This window comes from Streptomyces sp. NPDC096205, assembly GCF_044763135.1.
Lineage (GTDB): Bacteria > Actinomycetota > Actinomycetes > Streptomycetales > Streptomycetaceae > Streptomyces.
Map to the genome: position 1 here is coordinate 275,451 of NZ_JBIWFS010000001.1, position 17,492 is coordinate 292,942.

The 17,492-nt window shown below is 71.1% G+C and carries 16 protein-coding genes; 10 read left to right on the top strand and 6 right to left on the bottom strand.

Translation table 11 applies throughout. The annotated features are described in order from the left end of the window. Positions 1 to 99: 99 nt before the first annotated feature. Entirely contained in the window at positions 100 to 954 is an 855-nt protein-coding gene (locus ACIQ6Y_RS01275; protein ID WP_404031142.1) for an RICIN domain-containing protein, read from the top strand. Between the two features lie 101 nt (positions 955 to 1,055). Here ACIQ6Y_RS01275 and ACIQ6Y_RS01280 read toward each other — a convergent pair whose 3' ends face one another. After that, entirely contained in the window at positions 1,056 to 3,209 is a 2,154-nt protein-coding gene (locus ACIQ6Y_RS01280) for an alpha-galactosidase (RefSeq protein WP_404031144.1), read from the bottom strand. Positions 3,210 to 3,436: 227 nt separating this feature from the next. Here ACIQ6Y_RS01280 and ACIQ6Y_RS01285 point away from each other — a divergent pair, with 227 nt between their 5' ends. Continuing rightward, the gene (locus ACIQ6Y_RS01285) at positions 3,437 to 4,603 is read left to right on the top strand and encodes an ROK family protein (protein WP_404031146.1); all 1,167 of its coding nucleotides are present in this window, start codon (positions 3,437 to 3,439) and stop codon (positions 4,601 to 4,603) included. Positions 4,604 to 4,884: 281 nt separating this feature from the next. On the opposite strand, the gene ACIQ6Y_RS01290 is transcribed toward ACIQ6Y_RS01285, so the two are convergent. Next, on the bottom strand, positions 4,885 to 6,102 hold the full coding sequence (locus tag ACIQ6Y_RS01290; RefSeq protein WP_404031149.1) for a hypothetical protein: 1,218 nt from the start codon (positions 6,100 to 6,102) through the stop codon (positions 4,885 to 4,887). Positions 6,103 to 6,533: 431 nt separating this feature from the next. Then, positions 6,534 to 7,544 (bottom strand): hypothetical protein, encoded by a 1,011-nt coding sequence (locus tag ACIQ6Y_RS01295; RefSeq protein WP_404031152.1) that lies wholly within the window; start codon positions 7,542 to 7,544, stop codon positions 6,534 to 6,536. A 109-nt stretch (positions 7,545 to 7,653) separates the two neighbouring features. Here ACIQ6Y_RS01295 and ACIQ6Y_RS01300 point away from each other — a divergent pair, with 109 nt between their 5' ends. Both ACIQ6Y_RS01300 and ACIQ6Y_RS01305 read left to right on the top strand, forming a co-directional pair. Continuing rightward, a complete protein-coding gene (locus tag ACIQ6Y_RS01300) occupies positions 7,654 to 8,265 on the top strand; it encodes a hypothetical protein (RefSeq protein WP_404031154.1) in 612 nt (203 codons plus the stop codon). Beyond that, positions 8,262 to 8,474: a hypothetical protein gene (locus tag ACIQ6Y_RS01305; RefSeq protein ID WP_404031157.1), complete on the top strand. Its 213-nt coding sequence runs from the start codon at positions 8,262 to 8,264 to the stop codon at positions 8,472 to 8,474. Before ACIQ6Y_RS01300 ends, ACIQ6Y_RS01305 begins: the two co-directional genes overlap by 4 nt. Before the next feature lie 28 nt (positions 8,475 to 8,502). Here the strand turns inward: ACIQ6Y_RS01305 and ACIQ6Y_RS01310 are convergent, their stop codons facing one another. Continuing rightward, positions 8,503 to 8,673, bottom strand: a complete 171-nt coding sequence (locus tag ACIQ6Y_RS01310) for a hypothetical protein (RefSeq protein ID WP_404031160.1) — start codon at positions 8,671 to 8,673, stop codon at positions 8,503 to 8,505. Positions 8,674 to 8,718: 45 nt separating this feature from the next. Between ACIQ6Y_RS01310 and ACIQ6Y_RS01315 the strand changes: the two genes are divergently transcribed. The 6 genes from ACIQ6Y_RS01315 to ACIQ6Y_RS01340 all read left to right on the top strand — a co-directional run bounded on the left by ACIQ6Y_RS01315 (position 8,719) and on the right by ACIQ6Y_RS01340 (position 11,821). After that, complete coding sequence (locus tag ACIQ6Y_RS01315) at positions 8,719 to 9,363, top strand: GH32 C-terminal domain-containing protein (protein ID WP_404031162.1); 645 nt, start codon at positions 8,719 to 8,721, stop codon at positions 9,361 to 9,363. A 190-nt stretch (positions 9,364 to 9,553) separates the two neighbouring features. After that, the gene (locus ACIQ6Y_RS01320; RefSeq protein WP_404031165.1) at positions 9,554 to 10,096 is read left to right on the top strand and encodes a DUF5994 family protein; all 543 of its coding nucleotides are present in this window, start codon (positions 9,554 to 9,556) and stop codon (positions 10,094 to 10,096) included. 328 nt (positions 10,097 to 10,424) lie between these two features. Continuing rightward, positions 10,425 to 10,685: a hypothetical protein gene (locus ACIQ6Y_RS01325; protein WP_404031168.1), complete on the top strand. Its 261-nt coding sequence runs from the start codon at positions 10,425 to 10,427 to the stop codon at positions 10,683 to 10,685. A 62-nt stretch (positions 10,686 to 10,747) separates the two neighbouring features. Continuing rightward, positions 10,748 to 11,020, top strand: coding sequence for a hypothetical protein (locus ACIQ6Y_RS01330; RefSeq protein ID WP_404031172.1), 273 nt, complete (start codon positions 10,748 to 10,750; stop codon positions 11,018 to 11,020). A 337-nt stretch (positions 11,021 to 11,357) separates the two neighbouring features. Continuing rightward, entirely contained in the window at positions 11,358 to 11,483 is a 126-nt protein-coding gene (locus tag ACIQ6Y_RS01335) for a hypothetical protein (protein WP_404031174.1), read from the top strand. Positions 11,484 to 11,659: 176 nt separating this feature from the next. Next, the gene (locus ACIQ6Y_RS01340) at positions 11,660 to 11,821 is read left to right on the top strand and encodes a transposase (RefSeq protein WP_404031177.1); all 162 of its coding nucleotides are present in this window, start codon (positions 11,660 to 11,662) and stop codon (positions 11,819 to 11,821) included. Positions 11,822 to 11,911: 90 nt separating this feature from the next. Here the strand turns inward: ACIQ6Y_RS01340 and ACIQ6Y_RS01345 are convergent, their stop codons facing one another. Both ACIQ6Y_RS01345 and ACIQ6Y_RS01350 read right to left on the bottom strand, forming a co-directional pair. After that, a complete protein-coding gene (locus tag ACIQ6Y_RS01345; RefSeq protein WP_404031180.1) occupies positions 11,912 to 12,415 on the bottom strand; it encodes a GNAT family N-acetyltransferase in 504 nt (167 codons plus the stop codon). Between the two features lie 72 nt (positions 12,416 to 12,487). Beyond that, positions 12,488 to 17,380 carry a DNA repair ATPase gene (locus tag ACIQ6Y_RS01350; protein WP_404031182.1) on the bottom strand — a complete coding sequence of 1,631 codons (4,893 nt, stop codon included), beginning with the start codon at positions 17,378 to 17,380 and terminating at the stop codon, positions 12,488 to 12,490. Positions 17,381 to 17,492: the final 112 nt, after the last annotated feature.

Consider the following 17,492-nt stretch of genomic DNA (forward strand, 5'->3'; position numbering starts at 1 on the left):
GACGGACCCCTTACCTCCGGCCGCAGGGGGCTGACGCGGACGCGCCCGGCGGTGTGAACTCCTGATCGACCCAACTGTCGATCTTGTGATGGAGTGAGCATGAGCCGGATGCGTTCCGTGGCCGCCGCCGTCCTGACCGCCGCTGTCGTCGGCGTCCCCACGGCCGCGTGGGCCGCGACGCCCGACGTCCCGGAGGCCCTGCGGATCTCGGACGGCCCGTATGCGGGATTCCAGGCGTGCGGCGAGCCGACCCCGCCGACGTTCAGCACGGCCAACACCTTCTCGCCCCTGTTCGCCGCCTCCGTCAAGGGGGTGGAGCCCCGGCCGAACCTCGGCGGGACGCTGGAGCTGGCGCGTCCGGGCGAGGCGCCCTTCCACAGCTACCAGGTCAACACCGGTCCGGACGGCCATGGTTGGGGCCTTCAGATCCCCACCGGCACCTTCAGCGCGGGTGACTACCAGTGGCGCATCCGCGCCGAGAGCTCCGAGGGCGCGTCCCCCTGGTCCGCGTGGTGCGCCTTCACGGTGACCGGCCCGGTGGCCACGCCCACGGAGTTCACCTACAGCCCCGACGGCGGCAGGCACTGCCTGGACGTCGGCGGCGCGAGCAAGGAGGACGCCGCACGGGTGCAACTGTGGGACTGCAACGGCTCGTTGGGGCAGACCTGGAAGAGCACGCCCGAGGGCACCCTGGTGAACCCCCACTCCGGTAAGTGCCTGGACGTCGCGAACGGCGGCACCGCCGACGGCACCAAGGTGCAGATCTACACATGCAACGCCACCGGCGCCCAGCAGTGGCGCTACGACCAGCCGAACCCGGCGGCCCTCAGCAATCCCCGGTCCGGCAAGTGCCTGGACGTGCCCTACGGCGACTTCACCAACGGCGTCCAGCTGCAGATCCACGAGTGCAACGGCACCGCCGCCCAGGTCTGGAAGCAGCTCACCCTCGCCTGAACCTCCACCCTGGCCGGTCCGACGCCGCCGTCGACGACATCGGTGGGAGCGGAGAAGCGGTCCCTTTGCACGTGACACGCCACGCCAAACGCAACGGCGGTTCAGGCGCCGACCCTGCGCGCCTCCACCAGGACCGCCCGCTCCGGGAACAGCGCAGGAGCCTGTACGCCGACGGCCTCCAAGATCCGCCCGGCCAGTTCCACCCCGCCGCCGTGCCACCAGGGCAGCTTCGAGCCGGTCGGCCCCTCCGGGCGGTCGCCGGGGGCGAGCGGGGACAACCGGTACACGGCCTCCGGGTCGAGGCCGGGCAAGCGGACCCGGCCGGGCGGGGACTGCACGCTCGTGGCCGTCTGGACCAGGGCGTAGACCGCGTGGGACCGGTCGGCCGCGACGACCCCGTGCAGCCAGAGGACGGGGTCCGGATGGTCGCCGTGGACGACCGTGCCGGAGTGCAGCAGGGGCCGCAGCCGCTTGTACGCCGTGACCCACTCGGCGAGCCGGGCGCGGTCCTCGGCGGAGGCGAGGGTGAGGTCCCACTCGATGCCGAAGTGGCCGAACAGGGCCGTGGCCGCACGGAAGTCCAGGGTGTGCGCCCGGCCGGTGGTGTGGGCGACGGGCGCGGCCACATGCGAGCCGAGCAGTTCGGGCGGCAGCAGGAGCCCGGTCCAGCGCTGGATCTGCTGGCGCTCCAGGGCGTCGATGCAGTCGCTGGTCCACACCCGGTCGGTGCGCTCCAGGATGCCGAGGTCGATCCGGCCGCCCCCGGACGAGCAGGACTCGATCTCCAGACGGGGATGGCGGGCGCGCAGCTCGTCGATCAGCCGGTACACGGCGAGGGTCTGGGCGTGCACCCCGGGCGTGCCGAGCGGGCTGTGCCCGGCCTCGACCAGGTCCCGGTTGTGGTCCCACTTGATGTACGCGATGCGGTACTCGGTGACGAGCGCGTCCAGGCGCTCCAGCAGGTAGGCGTACGCCTGCGGGTGACCGAGGTCGAGGACCTGCTGGTGGCGGGCGGCCGGCGGGGTGCGCCCGCCCGTGGCCATGATCCACTCGGGGTGGGCCCGGGCGAGGTCGGAGTCGGGGTTGATCATCTCCGGCTCGAACCAGAGGCCGAACTGCATGCCCAGCGCGTGCACATGGTCGACCAGCGGGTGCAGTCCCTCCGGCCAGACGTCCTTGTCGACGTACCAGTCGCCGAGCCCCGCGGTGTCGTCGCGGCGGCCGTGGAACCAGCCGTCGTCGAGGACGAAGCGCTCCGCCCCTGCCTCGGCCGCCACATCGGCCAGCGCCTTCAACTTGCCCTCGTCGTGCTGGAAGTAGACGGCCTCCCAGGTGTTCAGGGTGACCGGCCGCGGCGAGCGCGGGTGGTGGGCACGGTCGCGGAGGTAGCCGTGGAAACGCCCGGCCAGTTCGTCGAGTCCGCGCCCGTACGAGCCGTAGATCCAAGGCGAGTTGTACCGCTCACCGGTGGCGAGCCGGATCTCGCCGGGCAGCAGGCTCTCGCCCCCGCCGAGCAGACGTACGCCGGCCGGGGTGCGCTCGGCCAGCGAGCGGTGGTTGCCGCTCCAGGCGACATGCAGACCCCACACCTCACCGGCGCGGAAGGCGAACCCGCTCTCGCCCGCGACCTGGACGAGGGTCGCGTCGATCCCGGTGCGCCCGCGCCAGTTCTCCCGCAGGTGCGTGCCGACGGTGAACTCGTGCCGCTGCGGGGCGCGTTCGCGCAGATGCCGGCCGGTGAGGTCGAGCAGCTCGGTGGCCTGGCCGGGCACGGGCAGGGTCAGCAGCAGCCCGTCCAGGGTGTAGGGGCGGTCCCCCTCGTTGGTGAGGGTGGCCCGTTGCCGGACCAGACCGGACCGGGTCACCTCGATCTCCAGGGTCAGGGCGAGGTGCGCGTGGTCGTCGACGGCGTCCACCGTCAGGCGGTGCGCGACCGGGCCCTCGCCGCTCTCCGGCCGAACGGACCGGACGCTGAAGGCCGTTGAGAAGTCCTGTCCGTCGCGGTGCCCGGTGAGTCCGGCGGTGCCGAGCCAGCCGGCGGACTGCTGCGGCAGCACGCTGAGCGGGACCGGATCGTCGATCGAGGACGACACGACCTGCTGCGCGTCGGCGAGGGCCAGGCCGGCCAGGGCGTCACGGGTGAGGGGACCTAGGTCCGCGCCCCAGTGGACGATCCGGGGCAGCAGGCCGCCGGTGCAGTCCAGGACGAGGCTCGTGCCGGCGGCGCGGAGGTGGAGGAGGTCGTCGTCGGGCATGCGGGGTCCCCTCGAGAGGAGTGGAGGAGTGGGCGCGGACTCTGGAGCGGAGGTGGGCACGGACTCGCCAGAGACTTTCACCGCGAAAGTGTCTTGCCGTCAAGCCCCGAGGCTGACCCGACATTCCAGGCGAACCTCCGTATCCGATTTCTGTACCGGAAGTAATCTGACCCTATGGGACGCTGACCCCACCCGCCCACCGTCACCACCCCGCGGAGGTACCCCCGGTGGATGCCACCTCAGAGCCGTCGGCCCCGCTGACCGGGGCGACGCGCGCCGTCGCCCTGGAAGTGCTCCTGCGCGGGCCCGTCTCCCGCAGCGAGATGGCCCGGCGGCTGGACCTGTCGGCGGGCAGCCTCACCCGGCTCACCAAGCCGCTGGTCGACGACGGGCTGCTCGTGGAGGTGGACACCGGCCTCGAGCACACCGGCCCCGACCAGGGGGTCCGTACCGGACGGCGGACCCGGCCGCTGGACATCAACCCCTCGGCGCACCACTTCGTCGGCGCCAAGGTGACCGGCGACGACGTCCACGCCGTCCTGACGACCCTCCGCGCCGAGGTCGTCGCCTCCGCGCGCAGGCCCCTGACCGGCCGGGATCCGGAGTCGGTCGTGAACGCCGTCCGCGAACTCACCGACGACCTCACCGCCGAGGGCCCGCCGCTCAGCCGGGTCGGTGTCAGTCTCGGCGGACGCGTCGCCCGGCACACGACCGTCACGGAGGCGCCCTTCCTGGGCTGGACCGAGGACGTGCCTCTCTGCGCTCTGCTGACGGACGCCCTCGGGCTGCCCGTCACCGTCGACAACGACCTGCTGGCGCTGACCCGGGCCGAGCACTGGTTCGGCGTGGCCCGCGGGCACGACCGCTTCGCGGTCCTCACCATCGGGGCCGGCATCGGCTACGGGCTGGTCATGCACGACACGGTCGTCGACAGCCCGGACGCCGGCATCGGCCTCCTCGGCCACTGCCCCCTCGACCCGCTGGGCCCGCTCTGCCCGAGCGGCCACCGGGGCTGCGCCACGGCCATGCTGACGACGTCGTCCCTCCGCGCCGCCGTGTCCGTGGGGCTGCGACGTTCGGTGACGTACGACGAGTGCCTCGATCTCGCCGCAGACGGTGACCCGGTGGCCGCGCAGGTCGTGACCGCCGCCGGACACGCCCTCGGCCGGCTGGTGGCCGCGATCGCCAACTTCACCCTGGTGCGGAAGATCGTGCTCGCGGGAGAGGGCGTCCGCCTGGCGGAGGTGGCCCGTACGGCGGTCGACGAGGCGGTGCGCGCCGACCGCGCCCCGACGGCCGGCCCGCTCGAACTGGACGTCCAGCACAGCGACTTCACACACTGGGCACGCGGCGCCGCGGCCACGGCGATCCAGGCGCATGTGCTGAGCATGTAGGGCACCACGCCACCTGGGCGGCAGGCGCCGGCCTGGGCCGCTCGCGCTGCCCTGGGGCTCCTCGGCGGTGTCTCCCTGGGCCGCGACCGAGCGCTGCGGCAGATCCGTCCCGTCAACCATGTGAATGGACGGCGAGGACATCGTCATCCGCACGCACACGGGCGCCGGGCCTCGCCCTGCGGACCGGGGCGGCCGGCGGCGAAGGAGTCGTCGTCGCCTACGAGGCCGGCTGCATCGACCCCGACAGCCACGCCGCCCGGAACTGGTGACGGGCCTGCGGCTCACGGCCCCGTGACCTCGAGGCACGCCCGCACCTCCGCGAGGAGGCTCGGGTAGTCCTCGCCGTAGGCCGTCACGGCCGCGTGCACCGCGTCCAGGGCCGCCCGGAGGGGGTCCGGCTCGGCGGCGGCGAGCAGGGCGGGGAGCGCCATGTGCGGCTGGGACAGCCTGAGTTCTCCGACGTACGACGTCGTCCCGGAGGCCCCCGACGACTCGATCAGCGCGGCCGCGGGCCCGACCACCTGCGCGGGAAGCCGGACCTCGGGTATCCGCGACGGCTCGGGCGGCACGGCCTGGGCCACCGTACGGTCGGGGACGCGCGGGTCGCTGTCCAGGGCCCGCCACATACGGTCCGGGTCGTCGAACGGCGGCGGCAGGGGACGCCCCTCGTCCAGCGCGGCGAGGCCCGCGGCGATCCAGTCCAGGCCGCTGAGGCCGGCCACCTCACACGCCCGGCGCGCCGCCAGCACGGCCGCCGCACGCTGGAGGGAGGGGCCGGCGTCGTCGAGGGCGTGGACGAGGGACGGGTCGAAGGGAAGGAGCCCGTGCACATTGCCGCCGACCTCGCGCAGGGCCCGGCTCGGCAGTCGGCCGCCCCACTCCTCCCGCTCATGGGCCAGCAGGTGTTCCCTTTCCTCTTCCTCCTGCGTGAGGCGGACACGGCGTTCGGCCTCGGCGCGTTCGGCGGGAGTGGGAGGGGGCGGCTGCTCGGCGGCGTAGCCGTGCCAGTAGGCGGCGGTCCGCGCGGTCTGCTTCAGGATGCGGTCGGGTGCGGGCGGGGCGGGCCAGAACTGCAGGAGGTAGTGGTCGTACGGCGCCTCGGCGTCCCCGCGGGTGTCGGCTTCACGCGCCTCGTCCATGCCTCTGGCGCAGTAGCGCACCCGGAGGTCGGTCTCCTCCAGGCCCAGCGGCCAGGAGTCCTCCGCCGCCCACTGCACGAGCAGGCTGGTGTCCGAGACGGGCCGGTAGGACGCCTCCACCACCTCCTCCCACACCGGGTCCAACGGCGGGGCGTGGTCATGGACTTCGACCGTGAAGCCGACATCGCCCGTGTGCAGCCCTGTGGTCAGGAACAGCGCACCCGGAAACGCCGCCCCGCACAGGCCGTTGACCTGCCCGGCGAACGCCTCGGCGAGGCCCGGGCCGAACTCGTCCGGGTCGCTCTCGACGTAGATCTGGCCGTAGTGGACGAACACCTCACGGTCGACCGGCCTGCGCATGGATCCCCCCTGGTCCCGTGGTACTTCCCCGGGCCCCGCAGGCTACTGGTCCTCGGCGCGCGACTGCTCCTACTCCGCCGGCACCAGCGAGGGACACAGCCATGGCGGCGGTCACGGCGAGGGCCACCGCCCTCAAGCGACCCTGGCCGTCCCCGGACGGGGGATCAAGAACGGCGGCCGCCCGGAGCAGAGGCTGGGGCCGTTGTCAGGGGTGGTCGGCCAGGTCGTGCCCTGTGACGGCGCGAGCGTAGGCGTGCAGGGCGGTGATCACTTCGGTGCGGGTGCGTCGGCCGGCAAGGACCTCCATCTGGTAGCCGTCCTCCATGGCGACGAAGCCGGCGGCGAGCAGGCGGGGCGGGGTCCTGGAGGCGACACCGAGAGCCTGAGCGCCGCACGGTGGCGATCGTTGATCGTGTTGCGCCTGCCTACGACTACATCGCGTCCTCGGCGAAGGCCTCCTCGCCCATCATCGCCGCGCCGAAGCCGCCCAGGACCTCTTCGATGCTCAGCTCGGTGGCGCCGGCCGGGGCCGTGGGCTTCTGGCCCTCGCTCATGCGCACCACCAGGCCCAGCTTCTTCACCTTGGCGTTCTCGGCCAGCTTGGCGAGGTCGACGCGGACCTCGGTCAGCTCGCCGTTCTTGAGCGTGAAGTCAGCCGTGACGTCGGTGTTCGGGGCATCCTTGAGTTCCTTGTCCGTGGGCAGGGCCATGCCCGGCGGCAGGTTCTTGGCGAACGGGCGGACCTCGCCGAGGAACTCCGTCATCAGGGTGCGGAACGGGGCGGTGGCGGTGATGTGCTCGGAGCCGTTCTTCTCCCCGGCGGTCTTGAAGTCGACCTCGCCGGCGACGGTCTTGCGGAGCGCCTCCAGCAGTTTCTTCTGCGTCTTGGCGTCGAGGGTGGGCTCCGGCTCGGGCTCGGCGCCGGGCTCGCCACCCATCTCGGCGGTGGTCTCCTCCATCTTCTTGGTGTCGAGTTTCACCCACTCGCCTTCGAGCACCTTCTTGAGCCCGCCGGCCTCCGCGGGCAGGTCCTTCGCGGACGGGACGGGGGTGCCCAGCGCCTTGCCGACGGAGTCCATGTCGGAGCGGATGTAGGTGTAGTCACCGACGATCCGGTACTCGATGAGGTCGCCGTCCTCGGTGCTGACCTTCATGGCCATACCGACGTAGTCCTTCTCCCCGGACTCGTCGATCGGCTTCCTCGACTGCACGGTGACACTGATCTTCGCGCCGCTCAGCAGGTCGGCGGCCTCGTCGGGGATCTCCTCGCCGGGCTCCGGGTCCGAGGACGCGTCCAGCGCTTTGAGGGTCTCGGCGTCGGTGTCCAGGTCGAGCTCGAAGGAGATCGTCTTCTCCTTGCCCAGCTTCTCGAAGGCCTGCTCGAGCTTCCTCCCCGCGGAGAGCTGCTCCACGGTGCCGCAGGCAGCCGAACCTGCCAGCACGGCACCGACTACTGCGGTGGCGGTCAGGGTCTTACGTATGGCGGTGATGATGGTCTCCTCGTCAGTGCGATCACGACGTGATCACCTGGGAGACCCATGGCATGGCCAAATGGTTGTCCCAAGACGGTCGGCCGCCTGGAACACTGCCGGCCTGGTTGCCTTTTCTCTACGAGGCTTCGGGAACGCCGGGCAGCGGGATCTGGGGCCGTCGTCGGTGGTGCACCTGGAGTCGCTGCTGAAGACTCTGGAACGCCACGGCATCGGCCTGGCCGCGCAGGCGAACGCGTTCGACAAGCTGAAGGCGATTCGGCGACTGCGGGCGGCGGGCAGCCCTTCGCGGTCGCGGGCCGAGATCGCGGTCCGGACTGCGGTGACAGCCGCCGTCGGATGCGGCGCCGCGTATGTCCTCAACGAGTTCCGAGGGCTGCCGCTCGCCCTCCTGCTCTTCCTGGCCGTCGTCGGCCTGGACTACGTCCTGCGCCGCACGCCGTACGGCCGCAAGATCTACGCACTCGGAGGCAATGCCGAGACGCCGCGCCGCGCCGGGATCAACGTCGCGCTGATGCGTGTTTCGGTCTTCGCGCTGATGCGTGTTTCGGTCTTCGCGCTGATGCGTGTTTCGGTCTTCGCGCTGTCCGGGGCGATGGCCGCGGTGGGCGGGCTGTTCCTGGCCTCGCAGATCACCTCGGTGGGCCAGTTGACCGGCTCGGGCCCCTGGTGATCAGTACGATCGCCGCCGCCGTCATCGGCGGGACCAGCCTCTTCGGAGGGCGGGGCAGGGCCTGGTCGGCCGCGCTGGGAGTGCTGTTCATCCAGTCGATCGCGTCGGGCAGCGAGGTGCGGTACGTGATCGTGGCCGCGGTGCTGGTGGCCGCCCTCGTCACCGATTCCCTCACCCGCCGCACCCAGCGGGCGCGCGGTCGGCTCTGACACGCGCGGCGCTGAACCGGCGGCGCCGTCAGGAGGCAGCCGCGTCCGCCCCGACGAGGCGTGCCCGCACGAGGCGTCCCTGCTCCCCGGTCACGCCGGTCGTGTCGAAGGGGATGGCCAGGACGAGAGCCGCCGCTCCTTGCGCCCATGCCTGGTCGTCCCAGCGGTCGGCCTCGACCGGGAACTCACCCTCACGCACGGCGGCAGGCTCGACCACGGCCCCGACTTCTACGCCCCCACCTCCATGACCGCCCCCGACGGACGGCAGCTCATGTGGGGATGGGCGTGGGAGAACTTCGACGCCGCCGCGAGCCACTACAACATCGGCGGCTGCCTCACCGTCGCCAGGGAGGTCCACCTGCACGGGTCGAAGGTCCGGTCCCGGCCTGTCGCCGAGCTCGCCACCCTGCGCGGTGTCCCGTCCCTCGACATCAAGGAGACCCCGATCGCTTCAGGGACGCTCCTGGCGGACGCGGGCGGTCACTACGACGCCGAGTTCGTCATCGCCGTCGCCGAAGGGGCCTGCGTCCGGCTGAACGTTCTCGCCGACGCCGCCGGCACCGAGCACACAGACATCGTCCTCGACCGGCGCACAGGCCTCATCGGGATCGACACCACCGCCTCGACGCTCTACCTCACTCCGGCCCGAGGCGAGCACCTCGTCCCCGGCGACCCGGCCGAACCGGTGCACGTCCGGGCCCTGGTGGAGGCGAACGTCCTGGAGGTCTTCATCGACGGCAGGCCCTTCACCGCACGGATCTACCCCTCCGGCACCGGCCGAGCCGTCACCATCGCCGCCGATGGCGACGCACACCTGCTGCGCGGCACCGTCTGGCCGGTCACTGAATCCACCATCACGGACCAGCGTCCCTCCCGGGGCACAGCCTGACTGCATTTCGACAGCGAAACCCTGTCATTGCCTTGGGTGAAATGCCTGCTCACGAGCACGTTCCGGGGCCTGGGAGCGGCGTAGAGTGAAGAGACCGAGAGTACTTCGCACACCGGCCGCCCTGTCGGTGCCGTTCCCGGTGAACCACAACGCCGGCCTCCTGGACGAGGCTCGGGGACAGGTCCGCGTCATGACCGCGACCATCGACTCTACGATCATCAAAGAGCACCTGCCTTCGGCGACGGCCCGTCTGTCCCTGGCCCCGGCCAACTCGGTTCCAGGCCTTCTGGACGGCGCCTGGTGGCCCCGCTCCCGTGATCTCCTCCGGGAGATCCCCACGCTCACGGACGCGCTGGACGCGCACTGGGGCCGGATCACTCGCGTCACCGTGAACCCGGCACACTGGCCGGTCATCCCCCATAAGGTCCCCGTCACGGGGCACACGGTGCATGTCGGCTGGTTCGCCGATGAGCAGGATCCGAACAAGGTGATCCTCCTCTCCTACACGGTGGGCCGCATGGACCTGCTGGTGATCCCTCCGGAGACGGAGCCGTCCGTCGCCACCCGACTGATGGCAGCGGCAACCGTTCCGGGAGGCATCCGCACCGCCAGCGGTCTGATGGCCCACGAGGCCATGACCCACGACGCGGCAGACGCTCGCAGCCGGGAAGACGAATGGGAGACCGACGGCGGAGCCGCGACCGGGATCTTGAGTTCCGCCGTGAAGAGGTGAGGACGTGGAGGCAGCCGTCACCGTGGCCGCGATCATCTTTGTGATCATCGCGGGAATGGTCCTGATCCACCGGCTCAACGCGCAGCATGCCGACCGGATCAGGGCGTTCCGCTACAGCGATGCCCTTTCGGGAATCGGTCGGCGGAACCGGAGGAGTCCACCGGCACCCGCGCCCCAGGCTCCTCCTGGGGACGCCCCACGCCGTGAGGATCGCGAGGGGAACGGCTGAGACGCAGACCTGCTGCCGGCCGGGGGGCATGGGCGACGCCGCCACACCCACCGACACGTCGCCCGGTGTACGTCGTCCTGACGGAACAAGGAAGTCACCATGAACTCACCGGAACTGCCGTCGGCCGGGCACGCGGAGGTTCGTATCGTCGCTGCGGACCCGGAGGCGGCTCGCCATGTCGCGGAGATTCTCCGCCGTTGTTTCGCCGCCACGGAAGCGCGCAGCTACCCCGCGGGCGCTGACGGTGGAACACGCCTCCACCTCACCGTGGACACCACGCGCATGGCGGACCCGGTGCGCTCCTGGCTGTCGACCAGCCAGTCCTCCCGGGATGATCAAACACAGCCGGACGAAATCTGAGGAGATGACCCTCAGCGGGGACGTACGGGCTTCCGTGGATCCGGCACGAGAGGCAGGCGGCCATGGCGACACTGCACGAGCGGCAGCACTACCGCGAGGCGATCATGAAGACCCTGTACGAGGCCATCGAAGGCAATCGCCTCCTCGGCCTCACCGGGGCGCAGCTGCGCGAGGACCTCGCCATGCCAGAGGAGGACCTGGCCGCCGCCTGCACGTACCTGGCGGCCGAGGGACTGGTCCAGGTCGACTGGGCGCGAGGAAACACACCCGCGATGGTCACACTGACACACAAGGGAATCCAGCTCATGGAGACCGAGGAGAAGGACAGTGACTGACACGGCCCAGGCCACCCTCAGTGCTCCGGTCGGCCCGATGACGGCTCTGTCCCCCCATGACTGAAGTGTCGTCCCGGGCCTACCCTGGTGAGTGGGCCGGTGCACTCTCACGTGCAACGACCCGGAAGGGCGGCCCCGGTGTGTACACGCCGGGGCCGTTGCGTCACCGGCACGTGCACGGGGGCGCGGGTGTGCTCCACTCGGCCGATCTCCACGAGTGACGCACATGCGATGTGGTGGACCCCAGCGGCCGGGAGATCAGGGCCGCCGTACACGGTGCACGGCGGACAAGGGCCGGCCCGCCGCTGACGCCAGGAGGCCGACGTGGTGCTGTGCGGTGCTGCTTCTCATGCTGCTCGTCGCGGCGGTTGCGCTCGGCATCATCGGGGCGCTCGGCACGGACACGCTCTCCGAGACACTGCGGGCCGGATCGCGCCGCGCGTCAACCGTTGCCGGACTTTGACTGGCAGCACGGTGCCAGGCATGGCACCTCGGACCCCACGGCGAAGCACCGCCTTCCAGGGACGCAGTCCGAGGAACTCCAGGTCGCACTGAGGCAGTACCGGGAGATCACCCAACGGCTGCTCCACATCTAGGGCGTGTGTCGAAAGTGGATCTTGGGTGCGATGATCTTGTTTCGTGGCGCATGGAGATCTGACGGACGAGCAATGGGCCCAGTCGGAGCCGCTGTTGCCGAGGGGCAAGAAGCCCGGCCGGCCGCCGGTGTGGACGCGGCGGCAGCTGATCGACGGCATACGGTTCCGGGTCCGTACCGGCATCCCCTGGCGGGACATGCCCTGAAACTACTGATGATCTTCGCGTGATGTCGCGCCGCGGTTGCCCTTCACTGCAGGTCAGGGCGGGCGCTCCAGCGACATCGTGCGGCGAACCTCAGTAACGGCCTGGGGAGCGATCATCAGTGACGGCTGGTTGGGCAGGGCTACGAGACGTGAGCGGCAGATCTCGGTGGAAGACGGCCATAGCCTGGCCGGGGCCGTTGTAGTCGTCGACGATCTTCGTGTTGAAGCCGAGGCTGCGGTGGAAGGCGATTGAGCCGGTGTTCTCGTTTGACGTGATCGCCTTCAACTGCCGTGCACCGTGACGTTCCGCTGCTTCGGCGAACGCCGTGTACAGACGGCGCCCGAGACCGGTGCCACGGGCGTCGTCCCGCGTGGCGATCAGATGCACGTACCCGGTGCCGTCTGGGGTGACGAACCCGAAGATGTACCCACGGATGCCGTCTTCGGCTCGGGCGACCAAGCAGGTGGAACCGAACTCCTGCACCAGTGCAAGAAGGTGTAGCGACCGAAGGTCGCGTTCGCCCCAGTAACGGGGGTGATCAGTCAGGACCTGATGGAAGTCGGCCACCCCGGCCGTTGCGATGCGTATCCCCATAGTGACGGGCTAGTACGGTCGTGTAGACCGCCACGATCAGCACGGCGATAGCGACCGGAACCAGGAAGGGAATCATGCCGGCTCCCCACGGCCCGCGGCGTGCCGGCCCTGAGACATGACGAGAAGCATGCTGGGGTCGGTGACGCGGGTGATGGCTGCCTCTACCGCGGCCACACGGTCCGCGAGAAGGTCGAGAGCGGCGACCGCGCGGAGTAGCGGGTCGTCGTCCGGGCCACCGAGGGTCTGCGTGCGGACGTAGGCCGACTTCAACTTCCCCCATCGGTCGGCCTGTTCAGCAGTGAGGGTGCCGCGCAGTTCGGCCAGTTTCAACAGGTTGGCCTCGGCGCCCGTCGTCAGGGTCTGGGCCTCGGCCGTGTAGTGGTCGTCGATCAGGGCGCTCAGCTCGCTGTCGTTCAAGACGGGCTGGATGCGCTGGGCGATCTTGTTCATGTTGCGGTACGAGCCCTGGAGCCGGAAGGGCGGCTCTGTGCGGGTGGTGTCGGACTGGGCGGCCGACGCGATGTACGCCGCGTTGACCGCCAGCACCGTCTCGCGGGCCGTCAGCAGGTGGCGCAGCACGGCGAGGACGCGTTCCAGCTCGGCGGGCGCGTACGGGTGGGTCAGCCGGTCGGCGCGGGCGGTGGAGTCGCCTGCGGCCAGTCGGAGCAGCAGCTCCAGATCGCTGCGGTCGCGGTCGGCGAGCGGGGCGAGGTGGGAGTTGGAGGTGAGGGCGTTCTCCACGAAGCTGAGGGCGAAGGCGTCCTCCTTGCCGGTCAGGACGTCGCCGAGGTTCCATACATCGGCACGGTTGGCGAGCATGTCGGGTACCTGGAAGCGGCTGCCGGACTCGGTGTACGGGTTGCCCGCCATGCAGACGGCGAAGCGCTTGCCCCGCAGGTCGTAGGTGCGTGGCTGTCCGTCCCGGACGCCCTCGATGCGGCGCGTGGCGTCGCACAGCGGGATGAATCTCTGGAGCAGCTCGGGTGAGGTGTGCTGGATGTCGTCGAGGTGGAGCAGGGTGTTGTTGCCCGCCTCCAGAGCGAAGTTGATCTTTTCGACCTCCTGCCGGGCGGTCGCGTTCGGGGCCTCCGCCGGGTCCAGGGAGGTCACGCCGTGGCCGAGCGCCGGGCCGTTGACCTTCACCAGCATCAGGCCCAGGCGGTCGGCGACGTACTCCATCAGGGTCGTCTTGCCGTAGCCGGGCGGGGAGACGAGCAGGAGCAGCCCGCCGGTGTCGGTGCGCTTGCCGTCTCCGGTGGTGCCGAGCTGCTTGGCCAGGTTGTCGCCGATCAGGGGGAGGTACACCTCGTCGATGAGCCGGCTGCGCACGAAGGCGGACATCAGGCGCGGACGGAACTCGTCCAGGCGCAGCCGGGTCCGCTCAGCCGTCAGCAGGGTGCCACGGCGGCGCTGGTAGGCCCGATGGGCCGGGACCTCGTGGGTGCGGAAGTCCTTGGTGCGGGCGAGGAGTTCGTCGACCCGGACGGTGAGCGTGCGGCCGCTGATGCGTGGGTGCGTCCCGAGCAGCCCGTCGACGGTCTCGGCCACCGGCGCGTCGGACTCGTACCGGGCCAGCTCCGGGCAGAGCTCGGCGACGACCGCCTCGGCCAGGTCGCCGGGCGCGAGTTCGGTGCCGGTGGACGTGGCGTACGACGTCAGCCATGCCTCGACGAGTTGCCTGCGAGCGGTCAGGTCGTCGAGTGCGGCGAGGTCGTCTTCGTAGGCCAAAGTACCCACCGTACGACGGAACTTGTCGAGCAGCGTGCGGGTGCCGGTGCTGAGGACGAAGCCCTCGGGGCCGGTGGTCAGTTCGTCGAAGAGGTACGCGGCGGCAGCCGGCGTGCCGATCGCCTCGGCGAGTTCGGCCTGCAGGTCGTTGATCGCGGTGGTGAGTCCGAACGTCTCCCGGGCGCGGGCGAGCGACCGGGCCCGGCGGGTCCATGCGTCGCGCTGCCCGGCCGTCGTGCGGTGCGCCCAGAAGACCTGGGCGGCGGCGCGAGCCGCGGGTTCGTGGTGGAGGAGGCCGGCGTCGTCGTGGAGGCGCAGGAGTGCGGCGAGGATCAGGGCGGCGTCGTGGTCGTGGACGCCGCGCTCGTAGCCCTCGTCGTACGCTGCCTGCGCCGCCTGCCGGACCAGGGCGGGCAGGTCATCGGCCGCGGCGAGGGCGGCCGGGCCGTGCTCGTCGAGGAGGCGGGCGGCGAGGTGTTCGGCGCGGTAGACCTCGGGTGACTCGGAGGACAGCGGGCGGTCCCAGTACGGACGGGTCGCCGCGAAGTCGGGGTCGGTGACCGGGGCACGGTAGTCGGTGCCGGTCAGAGCGAAGACCAAGCCCTCGCCGTGCGGGACGAGGGTGAGATCCAGCGGCTGGGTGTTGACGGCGAAACGGTGGGCGCCCAGACGGAGTGTGCGACCCTCGTCGGCGTACAGGCCGGAACGGTCGCGCACGGCCCGCAGGGCCTGCTGGCGGGCGGCCTTCAGACGGCCGTCCAGTTCCTCGGCCCTGACCTGGTCGCCCAGTTCGCGCAGCTCGTCGATGACGCGGCGAACCTTGGCGGGCATGGGGTCGGAGGTGAAGTGCGTGGCGACGGCGTCCGCGTCGGCGAGCGCGGCGGCCCGGCGGGCGACGGTCCGAAGGACCCGGTCCGCCGAGTCGGCCAGTCGCTCGGCGCGGCGGGCGCGGGCGTCGGCGAGGGTCTGCTTGCGGGCGGAGAACGCCTCGTGGACCTCGTCACGCTTGTCCGCCAGCTCGGCGAGGAAGTCGTCGAACTCGGCGAACCGCGACTCCAGGGTCTCCACCTGCACGAGCAGGCGGGCGAGTTGCTCGTCGCAGGCCTCCGGCGTGTCGGCCGCCGCGAGTGCGCCGGTGACCGCTTGGCCGAGCAGCGCGAACTCGGCGGCGAACTCAGCACGGCCCTCACGGTCGAGGAGTGCGCGGCGACGTGTGTCGAGTGTGGCGCGAGCGCGGTTGACGCCGCCGAGGACCTCTGCGATCCGCTCCAGGATGGAGGTGCGGACGGTGGCGTCGCCGATGTCGAGGCCGGAGACGACCTCGGTCACCGTGCGCAGGCTGTCGGCGTGTTCGTCGAGGCGGGCCGCGACGGGCGCGGCCTCGGCGACGGTGCTGATCGACTCGGCGTCGGCGACGAGCTGCTCGATGTCGGCCTGGTGGCCGGCGAAGGCGTCCTCATGGGCGAGGTGGGTGACGGCACGCTGTCCGAAGGTAGCGAGGTCGGCCTCGACGTCGGCGGCCAGCTCGTCGATCCGGGCGGTGTCGGCGTACCGCATGTCCCTCAAGGTGAGCAAGTGCCCCTGGGCATGCCGGAGTTCGGTGAGGCCGGAGACCCATGCGGCGGCGCTGCGCGGAACCTCGCCGCGCAGGCGCCGTACGACGCCGGCCACGCGCGCCGCGGCTTCGGCGAGGGCTTGGGCTGCCTGCCGGGTGAGCGCTTGGACGGTCTCGAACTCGGACAGCACCTGCTCGGCGGTGGCGCGGACCTGGACCAGCGGCTCGTGCAGACCGCCGAGTTCCGGGTCGGCCAGCCAGTGGTGGGAGTCGGCGGCCCGGACGCACGCCGCCACCAGTGCCTCGTAGACCTCCCTGGTCGGCGTGGTCTCGGCGACCGCGCGGGTGAGGGAGAAGCAGTCGGAGATGCCGCGGACGAGGTCTGCGTTGCCCACGCGGGCGAGCGGTCCGGTGCCCAGCGGCTGGGCGGCGGCGTGCGTGTCGGAGACATACGGGGAGTTCCACACCTGGACGGGGTGCACGCGCTGCGGCTCGTCGCCGTCCGCGCGCAGGGCGAGCAGGGCGCCGTCGTCGAACAGGGCCCAGCCGTGGCAGGTCAAGGGCGTGGCGACCTCTTTGCGGATCATGTTGTACGGCAGCAGCAGGCTGCGGCCTTCCGCGCGCGCGTGGAAGGCGTGGAGGACGTCCTCGCCGTTCGGTGAGCGGATCGTCCGCTCGAACTCCAGGCCGGCGGTGTCGACGCCGTCGAACGTGCGGTGCGTGCCGTCGGCCAGGCAGTAGCCGCCGGGGAAGACGATGCCCTGGTCCTCGGGCAGCCGGCGGCATGCCTGCCCGATGCTGTCGAGGCGTACGACCGTCTTGGTGAGGGTGCTGAACACCAGGTAACGGTGGACATCCTCCTTGTAGGGGAGGATGTCCAGGAGGATCAGGGCGCCCACGCGTGCGTAGACGATGTGCGCGTCGGCGAGCGACTGCAGCGGCTCGTCGACCGGCTCGGCATGGATGCCCTCCCCCGTCTCGGTGTCGTCCTCGGCCTTGACGGTCAGCGTCCCGCCCACCGTGTCGACGAAGATCTCGCCGCCGATCGAGACATGCGGGTGACGGCCCAGCACGTGGTCATCGCGCGTCGTCACCGTCCACTCGAAGTCGTGGGCAGGCGGCAGGACATGGTCGCGGTCCCCGCGCGCGTCCAGGAAGGACGCCTTGCCGTCGTCGCCGAGTTCCCAGCGCAGGACCCGGATGTCGCCCACCGTCTCGCCCGTCTGGAAAACGGCAAGCAGCTTGTTCTCGACGCGGCGCAGCTGGAGCAGCCGGGCGTGGTGGAAGTAGCGGTGGAGGGCGGTGAACTCCCGGATGAAGGCGGGGTCGTCGAGCAGGCCGGGCACGGTGTCGTCGGGCTGGCGGTTCAGGGTCCGGTCGTGCAGGGCGAACACGTCTCGCACGGTGGTCCGCGGCCCGCGGCCGGGAACGGTGTTGTAACCGAAGAGCAGGACATCGCCGACGGCCACGATGTCACGCGGCACGCAGGCCGACTCGGTGCGCAGCCGCTCGGTGCCGGCCAGCTCCAGCCGCAGGGACCCGAACTCCTCGATGCGGCGGGCGTTCAACGCCTCGGCCCGGCGGGCGAGTTCGGCCGCCTGGGCGGCAAGGCGGTCGCGCAACACCTCGTAGGTGCCGGTGTCCAGCGCGTCGTACGTCCCGTCGTCCAGGCCGGTGGTCATGGGGTCCCTCTCGAGAAGTCAGGAGAAACTCGGTCCGGAGCTGCCGTCCCCTCGTGCGGCAGCTCCGGGCCGAGGGCCAGTGATGCCTCGGCCCAGGTCGATCAGGTTCCTG

What these genes read in the sequence shown, in the direction of transcription:
- ACIQ6Y_RS01300 (WP_404031154.1), top strand. Translation starts at nt 7,654, where the DNA reads ATGGTTGTCCCAAGACGGTCGGCCGCCTGGAACACTGCCGGCCTGGTT.
- ACIQ6Y_RS01275 (WP_404031142.1), top strand. Translation starts at nt 100, where the DNA reads ATGAGCCGGATGCGTTCCGTGGCCGCCGCCGTCCTGACCGCCGCTGTC.
- ACIQ6Y_RS01345 (WP_404031180.1), bottom strand. Translation starts at nt 12,415, where the DNA reads ATGGGGATACGCATCGCAACGGCCGGGGTGGCCGACTTCCATCAGGTC.
- ACIQ6Y_RS01315 (WP_404031162.1), top strand. Translation starts at nt 8,719, where the DNA reads ATGACCGCCCCCGACGGACGGCAGCTCATGTGGGGATGGGCGTGGGAG.
- ACIQ6Y_RS01350 (WP_404031182.1), bottom strand. Translation starts at nt 17,380, where the DNA reads ATGACCACCGGCCTGGACGACGGGACGTACGACGCGCTGGACACCGGC.
- ACIQ6Y_RS01280 (WP_404031144.1), bottom strand. Translation starts at nt 3,209, where the DNA reads ATGCCCGACGACGACCTCCTCCACCTCCGCGCCGCCGGCACGAGCCTC.
- ACIQ6Y_RS01325 (WP_404031168.1), top strand. Translation starts at nt 10,425, where the DNA reads ATGAACTCACCGGAACTGCCGTCGGCCGGGCACGCGGAGGTTCGTATC.
- ACIQ6Y_RS01330 (WP_404031172.1), top strand. Translation starts at nt 10,748, where the DNA reads ATGGCGACACTGCACGAGCGGCAGCACTACCGCGAGGCGATCATGAAG.
- ACIQ6Y_RS01290 (WP_404031149.1), bottom strand. Translation starts at nt 6,102, where the DNA reads ATGCGCAGGCCGGTCGACCGTGAGGTGTTCGTCCACTACGGCCAGATC.
- ACIQ6Y_RS01320 (WP_404031165.1), top strand. Translation starts at nt 9,554, where the DNA reads ATGACCGCGACCATCGACTCTACGATCATCAAAGAGCACCTGCCTTCG.